Source organism: Ferdinandcohnia jepli (genome assembly GCF_047246645.1).
Lineage (GTDB): Bacteria > Bacillota > Bacilli > Bacillales > Bacillaceae_L > Ferdinandcohnia.
Genome location: NZ_JBFOKR010000019.1, coordinates 74,408 through 91,668, shown reverse-complemented (window position 1 = coordinate 91,668; position 17,261 = coordinate 74,408). Strand labels below are relative to the sequence as shown.

Genomic DNA, 17,261 nt, shown 5'->3' with positions numbered 1-17,261 from the left:
TATTCTGGACGAGACAAAGTGCATTTGTAATGAATGGATGTAAAAGCGTCTTAACCGATCGTTTTAGGACCCCCACTTTTTTGTTCCGTTTTTCTTAGGCTCTACAAAAATAGTACCTTCACAAGTAAAGCAAGCTAAACTTTACCCCATTCATTAAACTCGTACACCTTGTCTCCCCTACCGCACTAAAAATATATGAGACAAAGTTCCGTAATATGCAGACTAGCTTGACAAGCTTTCAAGAATTACTTGTGCAACTGCATATTCTTTACTATGCGAAATAGAGATGTGAGCCTTATATGTCAAGGGTTTAGAGACAATCGGCTTGCCTAAATGATCCGATAAAACTTCTATATCTAAAAAACTAAGAGTCTCTCCAATTCCAGTTCCAACTGCTTTTGCATATGCCTCTTTTACCGCAAATCGACCTGCAAGATATTCAATTTGTCTGGATTCAGATAGTAACTTGAATTTCTCTTTCTCAGCTTGAGTTAAAATTCGGTCTGCAAATTTTTTTTGCCTTTGATAAACACTTTTTATTCGATTAAGTTCAACGATATCAATTCCTGTCCCAATAATCATATCTAATCCCTCTTCTATTCATTTACTAAATGTCATATGTATGTACAAACAGTAGTCCATTGTAGTCTTCTTTTTTGAAGTATATATGTATTTGTAGTACGATTAAATGAATAAACAAAGGAGAATTCATATGTTTGTACGAACTGAAAGTTTTCGCTCTTTTTTACGATTATATCCAATTATATCAATAATAACTGGAATTCATATTTTTTTATGGTTATTGCTACTATTGCCTATTCCCTTTACAACAACGCTTCTTCAACAAATGGTTGGATTTAATTACCTAATCTCCGAGGGAGAATTCTGGCGTTTGGTGACCCCTATTTTTGTACATGGCGGCTTTGGCCACATGTTGTTTAATTCTTTTTCACTTATTCTGTTCGGTCCTGCATTAGAAGGTATGCTAGGTAAGTTCAAATTTATCGTTGCGTATTTGTTTGCCGGAGTAATTGCAAACATCGCAACATTTTACATCGAGCCACTTGATTTTGCACATGTAGGTTCCTCAGGGGCAATTTTCGGATTATTTGGTGTCTATTTATACATGGTTGTATTCCGTAAAGATTTAATTAGCCAAATGAATTCACAACTCATTGTCACGATCTTAGTTATTGGTCTTGTCATGACATTTGTTAATTCCAATGTAAATATTATTGCACATTTATTCGGATTTGTTGCCGGAGCACTGATTGCTCCGCTCGTTTTACCAAAAAATGCAGGTCTTATAATCAGAGCAGATACATCAAGTCGACCACGTCTTCAAATACCAAGAGAATTCTCGGCTAAACACATAGTGTGGCTGGTGATCATTATCCTCGTCATTATCGGAATAATTATGTAAATTCGAAAAGGAGCTTAGGCGAATACCTATAGCTCCTTTTTGTTATCCAGACTCTCTAGCACGTGATCTGTTTTTCTTTTTGTAAACCACTCAAATATCGTCCAGCCATCATCCTCGCATAAATCTTTTACTTGGAAGCCTTTCCCGCTGAAAGAAGATTTTATAAATGACTTTATTGAACTAAGCTCCGCTTTCTTCTGAAACGCTGACTGGCTTTTATCAATAGATTGTATTCGTTTCTTGTGCTGCATTATAGTTACCTTACTAAAAAGTCGATACTGTAGCGTCAGTTGATCATTTTCAATTTTCCAACCAGAATCTTTGTACCTATGGTACCCCAATAAAATCCCCAACGGTAAAAGCAGAAGGGAGAATAATCCCCAAGGATAAGCTAAGTAGGCGATTAGAATGATTACAGGTACAATCGGTAATACTGCTCTCAATATGTATCTCCATAGGGCTTTCTCTGATACCTTATTAACGTTTGTTGTAATTTTATAATCCGGTACAAAATGCTCTAATAATCCTTGAATCTCTTTCTTTTTTAGTAATGGAAAAAGGACTGTCGAAAAATCCTCTCCTTTATCCAGTGACCCTCCTGCAGATTCGATGTATACTGTTGCAAATCCTAATGGCTGTCGAATGAGGTTCTCACCTATTCGTATTGCCTGTATACGACTTAATGGGATTGTAGATTGGCGCTTTTCAATTAAACCTCTTGTAATAAAAAGCTCTTGGTCTCTTTTTACAACCGAAAAATTTGCATAGCGTAGAGTCATAATTAAGATTCCCACCACCCACGCAATCAATAAAAAGAAGGCAATTAAAACAGTGAGATATACTAAGATTGATAGACTCACATACTTTTCAACCGTGTCATACATCTTCTCAAAAGGCAGATATTCCGCAAATTGGCTCAGGAAAGCCAAGACACCTGAAATAACAATCCCTATTCCTCCTGAGGTTGATGCTAAAACAAGTAACTCTTTTGACGTAATTTGATAAGAAATAAGCGGCTGTTTATTTTCTTCAGCTTCACCTACGACTTCGGATGATTGATTCTTTGAACGTGTTAATAATGAACGAAGTAAGTTTGCCTCTTCTTCCTTAATAGCCGTAAGAACTGCCTCAGCCTGCATTCCACCACCGGCTGTTTCAACCTGTAGTTTTACAAGTCCAAATATCCGCTGAATAATTCCAGCAGAAACATCAATTGTTTGTATACGTTCAATCGGAATATATCGTTTTTTTCTTATGAACACTCCATATTCAATCCGAAGTTCTCCCTCTTCAACCCGATACGAATAGCGATACCAATGCAGAACACCTATAATTAATAATCCTAAAATAATAACCCCTGCGCCAATATAATAAATGCGATCAAGAAGGTCTGAATCCCCTGTCCCTACAAAGAAAAAAAACACCAAAGGAAGAATAAGTTCTTTTAATTGTTTAAGAAAATTCAATAACCCTGCAACAGGGTGCATGCGGCGTGGTTCAGACATCATCTTCATCCACCCTCGCTAGCTTAGAAATATAGTCACGTAGCTGGTCTGCCTCTTCTAAATCAAGCGCAGGAATTTCATGGACTGTTGCTGCTGTTGAAATTGTCACAGTTGCCAACTCATGTTTTCGTAATAATGGTCCTTGCTGGGTATCGACGTGTTGAACGCGATTCATTGGGATAATCGTCCTCTTAACAATGAAAACGCCTCTTTGCAAATCTATTTCGTGTTCATGAACCTCATATCTCCATCTCTTCCATTTAAGCTTTGGTAATATAAAAATAGATAAAATGGATTCTATCACGGAGAGAACAAGTAACACTCCGAATATCCAAAAAGTCCAATCAAATATGATTGTTAATACTAATACTGCAATCGTTATAATCCAACCAATCAATGACGTAATCGCAGCAGATGTCTTCCAAACGGTTAAGGCACGCTCACTTATCCGATTTTGTGGTATATTTCTCATTCACCAAACCAACCTCTCTCTTGCCTCTACTGGTATATTTTTCATGTCTATTCAAAAGTATATATGATTTTGTCGAAAACTTGAACTTAAATAATGAATTCGCCCTTGCGTTGCGAAGTTGCTCACCAAAGGTAAAAAAAAGAAACCACCCTTGGTGATTTCACTTTATTTTAAACCTAGCTCCAGATAATACCTCTACCTCTGGGTACTGTGCCATATCTTTTAGTAATTTGAACAAAGCATTATCCTTTTGTTTCGCTTCAATCATGCAATCGATATGGTCAACACTTCCTTTAATTTTAGTTAAAAAGTCCATAAACATGGAAGGATCAATATAATCTGCATGGGCTCTATATTCCGCCTCATCTCGTGGGCTGGATATATGCATTTTTAATGGGAGATTTGAATGCCTCCATGTTTCGATCACTCTCTCCCAATGTTCCTCCCAGTTTTCTCCCTCTTCATGGTGAGCTAAGTAGTGATGATAGTCAAAAACAAGAGGAATTGAGAGCTTTTCACATAAATATAATGTGTTATGTAGAGAAAAGGTAGTGTCATCATTTTCAAGCATAATCATCTGCTGAATCCCTCGAGGCAGCAACCCAAAGTTGTGAATAAACTGTTCAAGTGCTTGTTCTTTGTCATCATATGCTCCACCCACATGGATTACACAGCGATATTCAGGATTCACTCCCATCCCCTTTAATAAAGTATAATGCATCCTAAGCGTTTTAACTGTTGGATTAATAATCTCTGGCTTAGATGAAGTCAAAACTACAAAATGATCGGGATGAAAATCAACTCTCATTGGATTTTTCTCTAGGAAGTCTCCAATTTCCTTTAATTTCCACTTCAAAGGCTTTATATAGTTCCAATCAGGGAGTTCATCATGATTGGCTAATGGTATGAGCTTTGAGCTGAATCGAAAAAAAGTTACTCCATTACCTTTGTTATGCTTTAATAATCGGAGACAATTTTCCAGATTTGAAACCGAAATTCTCTCAAGTTTTTGAATGGCAGCTTCACGGTCTTTTATTGTTTTAAATTTTGCAAACGTCATTGTTTGTGAAGGTGAACAGTTTTGTAAATTCATACTCATTGCCACATATCCGAGTCTTACAACCGTCAACGAGAGACACCTCTTCTGTCGAATTTTTCTTTTAGTATGCCTCTTATCATGTATATCATGAGGAATCACGACCATTCCTTCATGTTATAAGCACTTTTCATTAATAATGATTTTAGATGCGGTAGTAGTTTGTAAAACAATTACGTAATCCGACAATATCAGTGGTAATTCGAAAAACTTTCATGTTAATCCGATAAAATGAAGTACTAATTCGAAAAACTTATTAGTTAATCCGACAATAATTAAATTAATTCGGCAAAACTGTCCCCCCAAAAAAACTATACAAAAAAACAGCGCACAACTTGTGCACTGTTTTTCAAAATTAGTCATTCTTACGGAAATTACCTCGGCGATTACTTCCAGATGATTGGCGTCCACCGGAAGATGGGCGATTACCACCGCTGCCACCACGACCACCACGGTCACGGCTACCTTTATAACGACCACGATCTCGTCCGCGGTCACCACCGCCACGATTATCGCGCTCTCTTTTCACACGTACTGGTGCTTCATCAGTTAATTTTACTGGAGTTGCATCCGGTTCTTTTGTCATTAGCTTAATTGCTGCAGCAACAACTGATACAGAATCATGCTCTTCTAAAAGCTCCTCTGCTGTACGAGTATAATATGCTAAATTATTTGCTTCAATTGTTGAAACGATTTTTTCAATCGTCATTTTTTGTTGACCTTCTAAAGCCTCATCTAATGTTGGTGGCTTCATTTTGTCCATTTTGCGTTTTGTTGTATTTTCAACGTTCTTTAATTGGCCAATTTCACGCGGTGTTACGAAAGTCATCGCCATACCATGCTTTCCAGCACGACCTGTACGTCCAATACGGTGAACATAGCTTTCTGGGTCCTGTGGAATGTCAAAGTTGTATACGTGAGTTACACCTGAAATATCTAATCCACGTGCAGCAACGTCCGTCGCAACTAACACTTCAATTGATCCTTCTTTAAACTTACGTAAAACTGATAAACGTTTCGCCTGACTAAGGTCACCGTGGATTCCTTCAGCAGCATAGCCTCTTAGGGTTAACGCCTCCGATAACTCATCCACACGGCGTTTTGTACGACCAAAAATAATCGCTAATTCAGGAGACTGAATATCTAATAAGCGTGTTAATACATCAAATTTTTTCTTTTCTTGTACCTCTAAATAATATTGTTGGATATTAGGTACAGTTACTTCTTTTGCTTTTACTTTTACTACTTGAGGGTCCTTCATAAAGCGTTCAGCAATACGTTGGATTGGACCAGGCATTGTCGCTGAGAAGAGTAATGTTTGTCTTTCCTCAGGAACTCCTTTTAAAATCGCCTCAATATCTTCTATAAAGCCCATGTTTAGCATTTCATCTGCTTCATCAAGGACAACTGTTTTTACGTTCTGAAGACGTATCGTTTTACGGTTGATATGGTCAATAACACGACCTGGTGTACCAACAATAATATGAGGATATTTTTTTAATGAACGAATTTGGCGGCTAATATCTTGACCACCATAAATAGGAAGAATGCGAATACGGTTAAAGTGACCAATTTTGTGAAGCTCTTCAGATACTTGAATTGCAAGCTCACGAGTTGGAGCAATTACAATACCTTGAATATGGTCGCTATTAACGTCTACATTTTCAATTAGTGGAATTCCAAATGCTGCGGTTTTACCTGTACCTGTTTGAGCTTGACCAATTACATCATGCCCACTTAATGCTAATGGAATTGTTTGAGCCTGAATTGGTGTTGCTTCCTCAAATCCCATTTTACTTATTGATTTCATTAAATCTTGACTAATCCCTAATTCATTAAATGTTGCCAATCTTTTCATACTCCTTTTGCTAATCATATTTGTACAATGACAAAATTGACTATTTAGACGGGAAATCTGTATAGACACTTGGCTTTACGCCTCGGATAGATTACATTCGGTTACTTTGGATACATAAATATGTATCATTGTCGCGAAACCTCCACATAGCATCCACAAGTTATGTGATAGGTAGGCGATCTGCCTAGTATTCCAATTAGATCAGAATTTAGAATTCTGCTTAAAAAAAGGACATTTTCCGTGAATACGGAAGTAATGCCCTTAGGGTTCACGTCCAAAAAGTTAAATTCTAGGGCATACATTTTTAGTTGCCCTTTTTAACACTGTATTTGTTATCTTACCATTACAATATTAGAATTGCAATTAAAGTCAATCTGTCCTGCTAAAAATAGTATAGACAATTTTTTTATATTTCATGTAAAAATCTATCAACCTCTTCAAATAATTTTTTCTGGTCCTCCCCGTAACAAACATGATGTTTGGCACACGGTAATAAACAAAGATGTTTTTCTTCTGAAGAGATTTCCTTGTAAATATAATGTGCACTTTTTAAAGGCACAATACCATCACATTCTCCTTGCACAATTAAGGTCGGTACTTTAATTTGCTTAAGTTTCGGGCGAATCGCTCTAACTAGTTTTCGAAACTCGATAGTTGCACTTATCGGTGTATCAGTTATTTTTTTCTTATATCGTAAAAACAGGTCATTTTCAGTTAACGTTTTTGTTAATCCATCACGGATCATTTCTCTCACGTCAGCAAGTAGTTGTTTCGGATTTATATAATAAGCCGCAGCGCTTAATAAGACTAACTTTTCAATAGGATACTTGGTGGCCAAATGTCCCGCTATAATACCTCCCATTGAAAAACCAACAACGTATACGGTATTACATATTTCGAGAAGTTCCTGCAGCTCACGCTCAGCATATGAAATCCAATCCGAGAATGGAATTCCCTTTAATTTTAGTTCCTCTCCATGTCCAGGTAGAGTAGGCGTTTTTACAATCCAATCGGTCGTTGCTCTAATATGTTCAGTTAGAGGCTCCACCTCATAAGGCGCACCTGTAAACCCATGTAGTAATAAACAGCCAATCATCCAATCACCCGCCTAGGACTTTAGATATATTTTTGAAATACTTGTAATATTTTTGTAACATTTCTCGTTTTCAAACGTACTATATAGTAACAGATAATCTAAGGAGGAGTTAAAATGGACAACCTATTCAACGAAAAATCAAAAGAATTTATGAAGGAGTTGTTATCCTACTCCGTCGGTATTGCAGTTACTATTTTACTAATTATTCCATTTATAAGCTAAGAACAAAAGCGCAAGCGCCTTGAAGTAGGAGCATCGACTAAGAACCGCCACGTCCTGTGGCGAACGTCGATGTCAGCACATCCTGTGCAAGTCCGACAAGCGCTGGAACCCAGACGAGTAGGCTCGAAAAAAAGCAAAGCTTTTTTCCTGCGAGGATTAACCTCACGAAGCATTCCTTAGTGTTGCCTCCGCAGGAGGGGTGAAGCGACCTCGAGGGGCTAGGCGCTGGAGCTGGACTTTTGATAATCCTTATTTCAAGTTATCCGCAAAATTTCCTAAACATTTAAAAGGCTCGGTGAGGTACCGAGCTTTTTCTCATGCATACGGTCCTTTTCGTCCCGCTTTTATTTTTTCGATTGATTGTTCAATACGTCGCGTACGAGTTTCTTCTCGTTTGGCGTCCGTTACCCATTCAATATAAGCCCGTTTATGGGAAGGTGCAAAATCTGAAAAAATTGCGTTTGCCTCTTGATCTACTGCAATTGCCTGTTTCAAATCGTCAGGCATTACAACTTCAACCTGTGGTTTACTTTGCTTAGGATAACTATTCCCTTTTACACCTATAGTTTGCTTTCTCGTATATTGTTTAATTTCTGATCTATTTCGGAATCGTAGTCCTGAATATATGTCATTAATAGAAATCTGCGTAACCCCTTCAAAGCCTTCATTAATAAACGTTTCCCAACCTTCATCTCGATTGATATCAGTTTTAACTTTAGAAGACTTTTTCGGATAACACGCCCAGAGTTGGCCACCTTCGGCTAACGAACGTAAGGCTACAGGCCCAAACTCTTCTAATTCGGCAATACTATTTACAAATAACAGAACATATTCATATACTCCTGTTGGTGTTGTATCAATTTCAACGCCATTAGGGAAAGCAGATTTATCGCTCACGTAATTGTCTGGCGCACGTAGGATTAGTATTTTTTGATCCGGTTGAATCCGCAGCTTTTTAATAGTTCCTGCATCCATATCTAACACCTCTATAGCTATCACTTTTTAAACGCAAAAATCACTTCTTCAAGCTTCATACCGCGTGACCCCTTAACTAAAAGGATATCTCCTTCAGAAAGTATATTACGTAACTCCTGAATTAACTGTTCTTTATCCTGAAAAGCTAGTACCTTGTCTGCAGAGAAGTTTTCTTTAGCTCCTGTTGCAATATGTTCTCCTAATTTGCCATAGGTAAACACATAATCAACCTTATCTGCCTGAAGAAAACGACCGATTTCTTCATGGTACTCTATTTCTCTCTCTCCCAATTCCAGCATATCGCCTAGTACAACAATTTTCTTACCTGTTGGTTGGAGGTCATGGATTAGTGAAATGGCCGCCTTCATTGACAGAGGACTTGCATTATAGGCATCGTTAATTAATTTTATTCCGTTTACACCTTCACTTAATTCTAATCTCATGTTTGTTATTTTAATTTGTCGTAGCCCTGCTTCTATATTGATCCATGATAGGTTAAAATGCTTAGCAACAGCAATTGCAGCAAGTGCATTATTTACATTATGCTTCCCTAGTACAGGGATGTATAGCTCTGAATCCTTTTCGTTACTAGTAAAATACGTACCTTCATTTTCTTGTTTTATTTTAAGAGGATAGAGGTCATTTTCGGTTGATTCCCCAAATGTAACTGTTGAAATCTTCATGTCCTTTACTCTTTCAGCTAATAGTGGTTCATCACCATGGTAAATAAGGACACCATCACTCGCTAAACCATCTACAATTTCAAGTTTTGCTTCAGCAATTCCTTCTCTAGAACCCAAGTCAAGCATATGAGATTCGCCAATATTCGTAATTACGGCAACCTCTGGTCTTGCCAGGCGTGATAAAAATTCTATTTCCCCTCGTGAACTCATACCCATTTCTAGTACAGCTACTTCTGTATCTTCTCGTAATCGTAGAATAGTGAGTGGTAATCCAATATGATTATTAAAGTTACCTTCGGTTTTTTGAACGCGTAGTGTTGTTGATAAAACCGAAGTAACCATGTCCTTAGTTGTTGTTTTACCATTACTTCCAGTAATCCCTACTACCTTAATGGCTAATTGGTCAAGGTAGTTTTTGGAGAGAGTTTGCAAGCTGATTAGGGTATCGTCTACATAAATAACAGGTATATTTTGTGGTGGATTGGGTTCATTTTCTCCCCAAAGTACAGCTGCCGCACCATTTTCAATTGCAGCATTAACAAACTGGTGTCCATTAAATGTTTCACCTATGATTGGTATGTATAAGTTACCTGATGAAATCGTTCTTGTATCAATCGAAACTCCTTCAATTACAATATCTTTAAATTGTGGGTCCAGCTTTTTTCCGAGTGACATTTGTTCAATTTCAGCTAATGTCTTTTTTATCACAGGAATCTCCCCTTTATTTAAACTTTGGCGCTGTTAAACAGTCTATTGATTTCCTTTACTTTTGAAATGCAAATCGTGTTCTTCTACTAAATCATTAACTCCATTAAGAAACACTATTCAATTATAGAATAGTGTTTCTTTAAAAGGCTGCCTTTGACTTACTATATTGTGTATTTAATACTTTGCTTTTCCGCATGGCGGTCAATGCCAAGTTGAACAAGTTTTTCAATAAGTTCAGAATAAGAAACTCCAGCTTCCTGCCAAAGCAATGGAAACATACTAAATGGAGTAAAACCAGGCATTGTGTTTACTTCGTTAATAACGATTTTTCCATCCTTGGTTAAGAAGAAGTCTGCTCTAACTAACCCCGAACAATCAAGTGACTTAAATGCTTTTATTGCTGCTTCTTTCACTTGTTCATATTGCTCTTCTGTAATATCTGCAGGAATGATTAGGGCTGTGTCTCCATCTTCATATTTCGCTTTGTAATCGTAAAAATCTTTCTTTGGAACGATTTCACCCACAACAGAGCATGTAGGATAATCATTTCCAAGTACACCAATTTCAATTTCACGCCCAATAATTGCTTCCTCAATAATGACTTTACGATCAAAAATAAAGGCTTCTTCAAATGCTTTTTCAAGGCTCTCACGGTCAGTCGCTTTGCTTATTCCAACACTAGATCCTAAATTAGCAGGTTTCACAAAACAAGGATAACCTAATTCCTTCTCAACCTTCTCATATGCAGCAGCAGGTGATTCCTTCCATTCACTGCGGATATATGAAACATACTTAGCTTGTAGTAACCCAGCCTGCCCAAATATGTTTTTCATGATAACTTTATCCATTCCAGCCGATGATGCAAGAACACCGTTACCTACATAAGGTACGTTCATTAATTCAAGGAGTCCTTGAACAGTTCCGTCCTCACCGTTTGGTCCATGTAATAGTGGAAAAATGACATCAATCGAATCTTGTTGTTGACTTTGCCCTGCAGGAAATAAATCTGTATTTAATGATACAGGTGAAATAGCAGTTCCTTCTTCTTTTAAAACCAGCTTTTTCACGTCTTCCACTGGTCCAGTTAATTGATTCCCACGGACCCATTCACCTTGTTCAGATATATATATAGGATGTATATCATACTTGGAATGATCTAATGCTTTAATAACAGCCAACGCAGTTTGCAATGAAACCTTGTGTTCAGCTGATTTACCTCCATATAGTAAGCCTAATTTGACTTTCATAAGCTTCCCCCTAAAAAATAAGTATACGTTTTATTTTATCATTAACCTTTTTATTTTATATAACAAATACGTAACATTTCTATAATTTATTACAAACGCCTAGAAATGTGTCTGTCTAGGCTTATATAGATATATTTTACACTCTTTTGTTGCAAAATAAAAAGCCCTGACCAGAGTCAAGGCTTTACTTCTATTCTAACGCACTAGCACTTTGCCCTAGTGAGTAGACATGTTCTTGTAACATTTTTCTTATTTCAAGTGTTTTTATATGGTGACCGTCCATTTCTAGAATTCTAAATTCATAGTCTCCATACGGAATCTTGTCACCTGGATGTACATCAATTTGTTCAGTTAAAATCCATCCACTAATTGTATCTACATCCGTATCATCAATACGTAAGCCAAACAGATCATTAACTTCACCGATTAGTACTTTTCCATCAAGTAATGTCGTTGTATCATTTATTTTCTGGATAGCTGGTTTTTCATCAGTATCAAATTCATCACGAATCTCACCAACAATTTCTTCGATGATATCCTCAACTGTTACTAAACCAGAAGTACCACCATATTCATCAATAAGAATTGCCATATGAACACGTTCTTTTTGCATTTTTGCTAAAAGATCATGAATTGGAATTGATTCAATTACATGGATAATAGGACGAGTAAAGTCTTCGATTGTTTTTTCAGTTATACCTGCCCCAATAACAATGTCAGTTAATACTTCCTTCAAGTTTATCAAACCGATAATATGGTCTTTATCACCATCAAGAACAGGATAACGAGTGTATTTTTCACTCGTCATAATGGCGAGTATTTCTTCAACTGATTTATCTTTATCAAGAGCCACAATTTCTGTTCGTGGCACCATTACTTCCTTTGCAACACGATCATCAAATTCAAATATATTATTCACATATTTATATTCTGATTGGTTTATTTCACCATTTTTATAGCTTTCAGATAATATAAGTCGCAGTTCTTCTTCTGTATGAGCAATATCATGTTCAGATATGCGTTTAAAGCCGAAGACTCCGGTTAAAATTCGCGCAGAACCATTTAGTACCCAGATAAACGGGAACATAAGTTTATAGAAAAACATTAGAGGTCGCGCAAACAACAGGGTAATTCCTTCTGCCTTTTGAATAGCAACTGTTTTCGGCGCCAACTCTCCAATTACGACATGTAAAAATGTAATTGCTAAGAATGCAACCGTAATAGATAATGCTGTTGAAAATGATTCTGGTATATTCAATATACCGAATAACGGATGGAGCATGCTTTCAAACGTAGATTCTCCTATGAATCCAAGTCCTAAAGCCGTTACTGTAATACCTAACTGACATGCAGAAAGATATTCATCCAGATTTGAGATGATAGTCTTAGCAGCAAGTGCGTTTTTATTCCCTTCCGTTACAAGTTGGTCGATGCGAGTGCTTCTTATTTTAACAATCGCAAATTCCGATGCCACAAAAAAGGCAGTTAACGCAATTAAAATTGCAACCATGACCAAATTAAATATCTCCAAATAGTTTCCTTACATCGTACGAAACGAGTAAGGATTACACCTCCTAAATAGGTAAGTTAGTAATCATTTCCCGCTTATAAATCTGCAGAGAAATGTCGCTTTATACAAAGTATTTATAATACTAATGTTTTATTCTATAAGTTTTCATATATATGAAACTTTTAATGAAAAAGAATCATTAATAATTTAGCAAGTGCCATGCTTTGAGTTGACATTTTGCTAATAACCGTTTTTTGTTGATCTTCTGTTAAGGAATCCAGCATTGGCTTTATTTCCTTTAATTCTGTTTCTAAATGCTCCATTCTCTTGGAAAGAGCCTGGGTGTATTTTAAAACCCTATCTTGTTCTATAGAACTTGTTTTAAATAGTTCAACCTTTTCCCTTATTTCTGTCAGTGGGATGTTTAATTCCTTATATTGCAAAACAAGCTGCATAGTACTTACAGCCTCTTCACCATAAAATCGATAGTTTGAGTCAGAACGTTCAGGAGTTAATATACCGATTTTTGTATAATAATCAATTGTACGCTTTGACACATTTGCTTCTTTTGCTAGCTCGCCAATACGATATAACTTCCCAACGCATCCACCCCCAACTATTAGACTTCTATTCTTTTATTATATGTCTATAAAACCGTACAGTCAAACGTTACGGTTTTCCTTGCATTCTTAGCGTCTAATTCTTTTTCGTACTCTTACCTGTTTCACTTTTCCAGCTATATAATCCTCCATTTAAATGTGCTAACGGTAGGTTTTTATATCTTTTTCTTAGTATTCTTGCAGCTTGCTTGCTCCTGATACCTGTTTGACAATACAAAATAATTTCCTTGTCAGCAGGCACATTTACTTTTTTCCTTCTAATTTGAGGGAGTGGCAAATTAATTGCTCCAATGATGTGATTCGTTTCATACTCATATTGATTACGAACATCTATTAGGACAGCATCTTTTGACTTCTTTAGTCGCTCTTTAATTTCTGTCTCTGACAACTGTTCAAAATTCTTCACAGGCTTAAATCGATCGTAGGTCAATATGATAAAAAGAATAACTAATCCGATTTGTACGACAGTTATTGTATCCATATTCATTACATCCTTTTCATTGATTTAATACTATTATAGACGATTTGAAATAGGTTGAAAAATTACACTAGTTTATTCAAAAAGTATTCAGAAAATTTTTGTGTACTCGCGATAACAAATAGTGTAAAATTACACTAAGCATTACTTCTGGAGGTAGCAAAGATTATGAATAAGTTCCTATCCCTTTTTCTGTTACGTTACATTCTTATTCCTTTTGCTCTATCTTTTACAGGGTTCATTACTCTTTCCGTGAGCCCGGAATACGGTAATTTTCTTGGTTTACTTTTATTTGCAGCTGGAGGGACATACGCAGGTTATACATATGGTAAAAAACAAGTAGAAACCGAAACATTTTGGAGAAGATATTTACCTGTTTATTTGCCTTTAGCTATTACCGTTTTAGTAGCAAGTTCTCTCACTCTACATTCAAAAGGAAATTTCGGTGATGATAGCTGGTCGGTTTTTGTTTTTCTATTCTTCCCTTTTTTCCCAAACAGTCTGATATCTGGACTAATTGGACAATTTTTATATGTATTTTTAGCACCTTTCACTTATTTCTTACTGGTAACCATCGGATTCGTTGTTGCAGAAAGAAAGTCTGATACAAAAGTAAAACTAGTAGCTCTTCCTATCTTCTTATCAAGTTCAGTTATTTTGATCGGGTTGGTTATTAGCGGATACGTATTATGGGAACGTTCACAAACAGTACTACCGTCCTATGGATTTACATATGAAAATGGATATTCTAGTGTTGATTTAGAACCTTATTATGTCACTAATCCTACAAACAGCTTACCGAAGCTCAGTGAACCTGCAACTTTTACGATTAGTAACCCTAGAGAAATGCCAATCCTAGACGGAGCAGAAGCAGCTTATCCGGTATATGCAGCCTTCGCGAATGAAACCTTTGAAAATATAAGTGTAAACAATACGATTGATGACAAATTTGAGATTGTAAGTTTTACGAATACCATTTACGCGTTTGAAAGACTTCTCTCCGGAGATGTAGATATATTCTTCGGCGCACAGCCTTCAGAACGACAAATGGATATGGCTAAACGTGCGGGAAAGGAGCTTATTCTTACCCCAATTGGAAAAGAGGCATTTGTGTTTTTTGTTAACTCAAAAAACACAATTACAAATCTAAGCACAGATCAAATTAAGGACATTTATTCTGGTAAAGTGTCGAACTGGGAAGAAGTAAATGGCAATAACGACAAAATTAGGGCATTCCAAAGACCGGCAGACTCAGGAAGCCAAACGATAATGGAAAAAGTTATGGGAGACACACCTCTAATGGAACCGCTAAAAGAGGAAATTAGTGGCATGGGAGATATTATGGAAGAAGTAGCAGATTATCGTAATTATAGTAACGCAATAGGATACTCATTTCGATTTTTCACTACTGGTATGAACCCTTCAGACGAGATAAAACTACTTTCAATTAATGGCATTGAGCCTAGTCCTGAAAATATCAGGAATGGAACCTACCCATATACAGTAAATCTCTATGCGGTTTCTGTAAAAGGTAATTCAAAAGAAACAATTTCTCCATTTCTTGAATGGATGCAAGGTCCTCAGGGTCAGGAAATTGTAGAGGAAATCGGCTACATTTCAAGTAAGTAATTTTTTCACGGGGGCTATTAAAAGCCCTTTTTTCTTTCCAGCCTTATGTGACTTTTTTACACTTTTAAGGTAGAGTAGTATTAAAAAGAAGTTCGCGAAGGATAGGAGAATTATCAGAGTTGGCAAAAGCTAAAAAAGCGAAAAAATATGTTGCATTTTTCTTTATCACGTATTCATCACTCCTTTTATATTGGATGTTTTTTGCTTTTTCTCGCTCAAGAGGTGAGGAATTTAGATACAATATAACTCCATTTTCAACCATAAAAAACTATTTTACGTATTACGATCATTTTCCCTTTGAAATTTGGCTTATGAATATTGCTGGAAACATTGGTGTATTTATTCCGTTTGGAATCCTACTACCTCTACTAAATCCAAAGTTAAGAAATATTTTCTTCTTTACTATTTCATTTTTACTCGGTATTACTTGTCTCGAAACACTTCAGTTAATAAGTAAATTAGGAAGCTTCGATGTGGATGATATTATATTAAATACTTGTGGTGCTGTAATAGGGTTAATATTTTTAAAAGTAAATAGACTTGGTAAATGAACAGCGCGAAATGGATATTTACCATTTCGCGCTGTTTGCACTTATTAGTTTCTTGCTACATATTGTGGTCTACCTAGGAGTCTCTCAATTGGCTTATGACTGACCAACTGGATCCCACTTTCTTCAGTTGGGCACTCCTCCCGTGTCGTGAATCCAACTGAATACGTTATGCAATTCGAGTTTTGCTTAAATGAATGTGCATTAGCAATGCTCTATCAATTAAAAAAACTCGGCAAACGCCGAGCTTGAATTACCGTAAAATAGAAGCGGCCATTCTTATATATGTATGACGCTTTCCACGGATTACAATTGAATAAGTCATAATGTTTTCAGGTATCGCAATTCCATTAAAGCCGGCATCGCCTATATGGTAAATATCAGCTCCTGCCATTTTACTTGTTAATGCGATTTGGCGAATTGTTGCTTCATCTGCTCCTTCTTGACTTGTGCCAATTGTTAACATCGCTAATGCACCTTTAGAATGAACAAAGCGTACATGTTTCTCAATTGTTTCAAGAGTAATTCCCGGCACAGTTCCAGGTGATGGCATGAGGATAACATCTGCACCCGCTTCAATAAAAGCTGCAAGTGCTACTTCAGAAATGATACCACTGCCTGACTCATTCGCAACACCAGCTCCATGCATTTTACCTGCAATAATTAAGCCTTCCTGGCCAAAGATTTCTCGTGCCTTTTTAATAGCTACAATTATTTCATCATTTGTTACACCTGTTTTCGGATTACCTGTTAAACAAACAAAATCAAAACCAAGTTTTTTTGCTTCCCGTAAGGACTCTTCGGTAGCCAATCTGCCCTTTGGTAACTGATTTAGTTTTTCAAGTTGTTGAGCATTTGGATCAACAGGCTCCAAATTCAAACCAACTGGACGTCCTGTTAGTTCTTTAACTTTCTCAATTATCGACTCTCCCTCATCACATTGGTAACCTTCGACAAACGGTGAAAACACATCAAAAAAGTTAAGTAACAATAAATCAGCACCGAAAGCAGCGGCCATTTCCGCATTTGTCACACTTGGATATAGTGGTGTGAAGGAACCGATGACTTCTGATAAAAGGACTCTTCCTTCAGAAGCTTTTATTGATTGCTTTAGTTCCTGTCCATTCATTTTTTTAAAATCTGAGGCCGTACAATCTAATATTCGTTTCATACTCTATACTCCTCTTCTAT

16 protein-coding genes are annotated in these 17,261 nt (G+C 36.6%); 3 read left to right on the top strand and 13 right to left on the bottom strand.

The window, feature by feature from the left end; genetic code table 11:
* Nucleotides 1-222 precede the first annotated feature (222 nt).
* Nucleotides 223-582 (bottom strand): holo-ACP synthase, encoded by a 360-nt coding sequence (acpS, locus tag AB3M96_RS19200; RefSeq protein ID WP_412969219.1) that lies wholly within the window; start codon nt 580-582, stop codon nt 223-225.
* 130 nt (nt 583-712) lie between these two features.
* Between acpS and AB3M96_RS19195 the strand changes: the two genes are divergently transcribed.
* On the top strand, nt 713-1,423 hold the full coding sequence (locus AB3M96_RS19195) for a rhomboid family intramembrane serine protease (protein ID WP_412969218.1): 711 nt from the start codon (nt 713-715) through the stop codon (nt 1,421-1,423).
* A gap of 26 nt (nt 1,424-1,449) precedes the next feature.
* On the opposite strand, the gene AB3M96_RS19190 is transcribed toward AB3M96_RS19195, so the two are convergent.
* From AB3M96_RS19190 to AB3M96_RS19140, 11 genes are all read right to left on the bottom strand, one after another.
* A complete protein-coding gene (locus AB3M96_RS19190) occupies nt 1,450-2,928 on the bottom strand; it encodes a PH domain-containing protein (RefSeq protein WP_412969217.1) in 1,479 nt (492 codons plus the stop codon).
* The gene (locus tag AB3M96_RS19185) at nt 2,921-3,400 is read right to left on the bottom strand and encodes a PH domain-containing protein (protein ID WP_412969216.1); all 480 of its coding nucleotides are present in this window, start codon (nt 3,398-3,400) and stop codon (nt 2,921-2,923) included. The genes AB3M96_RS19190 and AB3M96_RS19185 overlap by 8 nt, the downstream gene beginning before the upstream one ends.
* Before the next feature lie 160 nt (nt 3,401-3,560).
* Nucleotides 3,561-4,529, bottom strand: coding sequence for a UV DNA damage repair endonuclease UvsE (gene uvsE / locus AB3M96_RS19180; RefSeq protein WP_412969215.1), 969 nt, complete (start codon nt 4,527-4,529; stop codon nt 3,561-3,563).
* Nucleotides 4,530-4,851: 322 nt separating this feature from the next.
* Nucleotides 4,852-6,345 (bottom strand): degradosome RNA helicase CshA, encoded by a 1,494-nt coding sequence (gene cshA / locus AB3M96_RS19175; RefSeq protein WP_489672280.1) that lies wholly within the window; start codon nt 6,343-6,345, stop codon nt 4,852-4,854.
* A gap of 415 nt (nt 6,346-6,760) precedes the next feature.
* The gene (locus AB3M96_RS19170) at nt 6,761-7,450 is read right to left on the bottom strand and encodes an alpha/beta hydrolase (protein WP_412969214.1); all 690 of its coding nucleotides are present in this window, start codon (nt 7,448-7,450) and stop codon (nt 6,761-6,763) included.
* Nucleotides 7,451-7,987: 537 nt separating this feature from the next.
* Complete coding sequence (locus AB3M96_RS19165; protein ID WP_412969213.1) at nt 7,988-8,647, bottom strand: YdeI/OmpD-associated family protein; 660 nt, start codon at nt 8,645-8,647, stop codon at nt 7,988-7,990.
* A 20-nt stretch (nt 8,648-8,667) separates the two neighbouring features.
* Nucleotides 8,668-10,038, bottom strand: coding sequence for a UDP-N-acetylmuramoyl-tripeptide--D-alanyl-D-alanine ligase (locus AB3M96_RS19160; protein ID WP_412969212.1), 1,371 nt, complete (start codon nt 10,036-10,038; stop codon nt 8,668-8,670).
* Nucleotides 10,039-10,199: 161 nt separating this feature from the next.
* Nucleotides 10,200-11,285, bottom strand: coding sequence for a D-alanine--D-alanine ligase (locus tag AB3M96_RS19155; RefSeq protein WP_412969211.1), 1,086 nt, complete (start codon nt 11,283-11,285; stop codon nt 10,200-10,202).
* Between the two features lie 190 nt (nt 11,286-11,475).
* Complete coding sequence (locus tag AB3M96_RS19150) at nt 11,476-12,795, bottom strand: hemolysin family protein (RefSeq protein ID WP_412969210.1); 1,320 nt, start codon at nt 12,793-12,795, stop codon at nt 11,476-11,478.
* A 182-nt stretch (nt 12,796-12,977) separates the two neighbouring features.
* Nucleotides 12,978-13,379, bottom strand: coding sequence for a MerR family transcriptional regulator (locus AB3M96_RS19145; RefSeq protein WP_412969228.1), 402 nt, complete (start codon nt 13,377-13,379; stop codon nt 12,978-12,980).
* 112 nt (nt 13,380-13,491) lie between these two features.
* A complete protein-coding gene (locus tag AB3M96_RS19140; RefSeq protein WP_412969209.1) occupies nt 13,492-13,896 on the bottom strand; it encodes a rhodanese-like domain-containing protein in 405 nt (134 codons plus the stop codon).
* Nucleotides 13,897-14,061: 165 nt separating this feature from the next.
* On the opposite strand from AB3M96_RS19140, the gene AB3M96_RS19135 reads away from it, so the two are divergent.
* Complete coding sequence (locus AB3M96_RS19135; protein ID WP_412969208.1) at nt 14,062-15,522, top strand: PstS family phosphate ABC transporter substrate-binding protein; 1,461 nt, start codon at nt 14,062-14,064, stop codon at nt 15,520-15,522.
* A 119-nt stretch (nt 15,523-15,641) separates the two neighbouring features.
* On the top strand, nt 15,642-16,073 hold the full coding sequence (locus tag AB3M96_RS19130; RefSeq protein WP_412969207.1) for a VanZ family protein: 432 nt from the start codon (nt 15,642-15,644) through the stop codon (nt 16,071-16,073).
* A gap of 250 nt (nt 16,074-16,323) precedes the next feature.
* On the opposite strand, the gene AB3M96_RS19125 is transcribed toward AB3M96_RS19130, so the two are convergent.
* The gene (locus AB3M96_RS19125) at nt 16,324-17,241 is read right to left on the bottom strand and encodes a DUF7916 family protein (RefSeq protein WP_412969206.1); all 918 of its coding nucleotides are present in this window, start codon (nt 17,239-17,241) and stop codon (nt 16,324-16,326) included.
* Nucleotides 17,242-17,261: the final 20 nt, after the last annotated feature.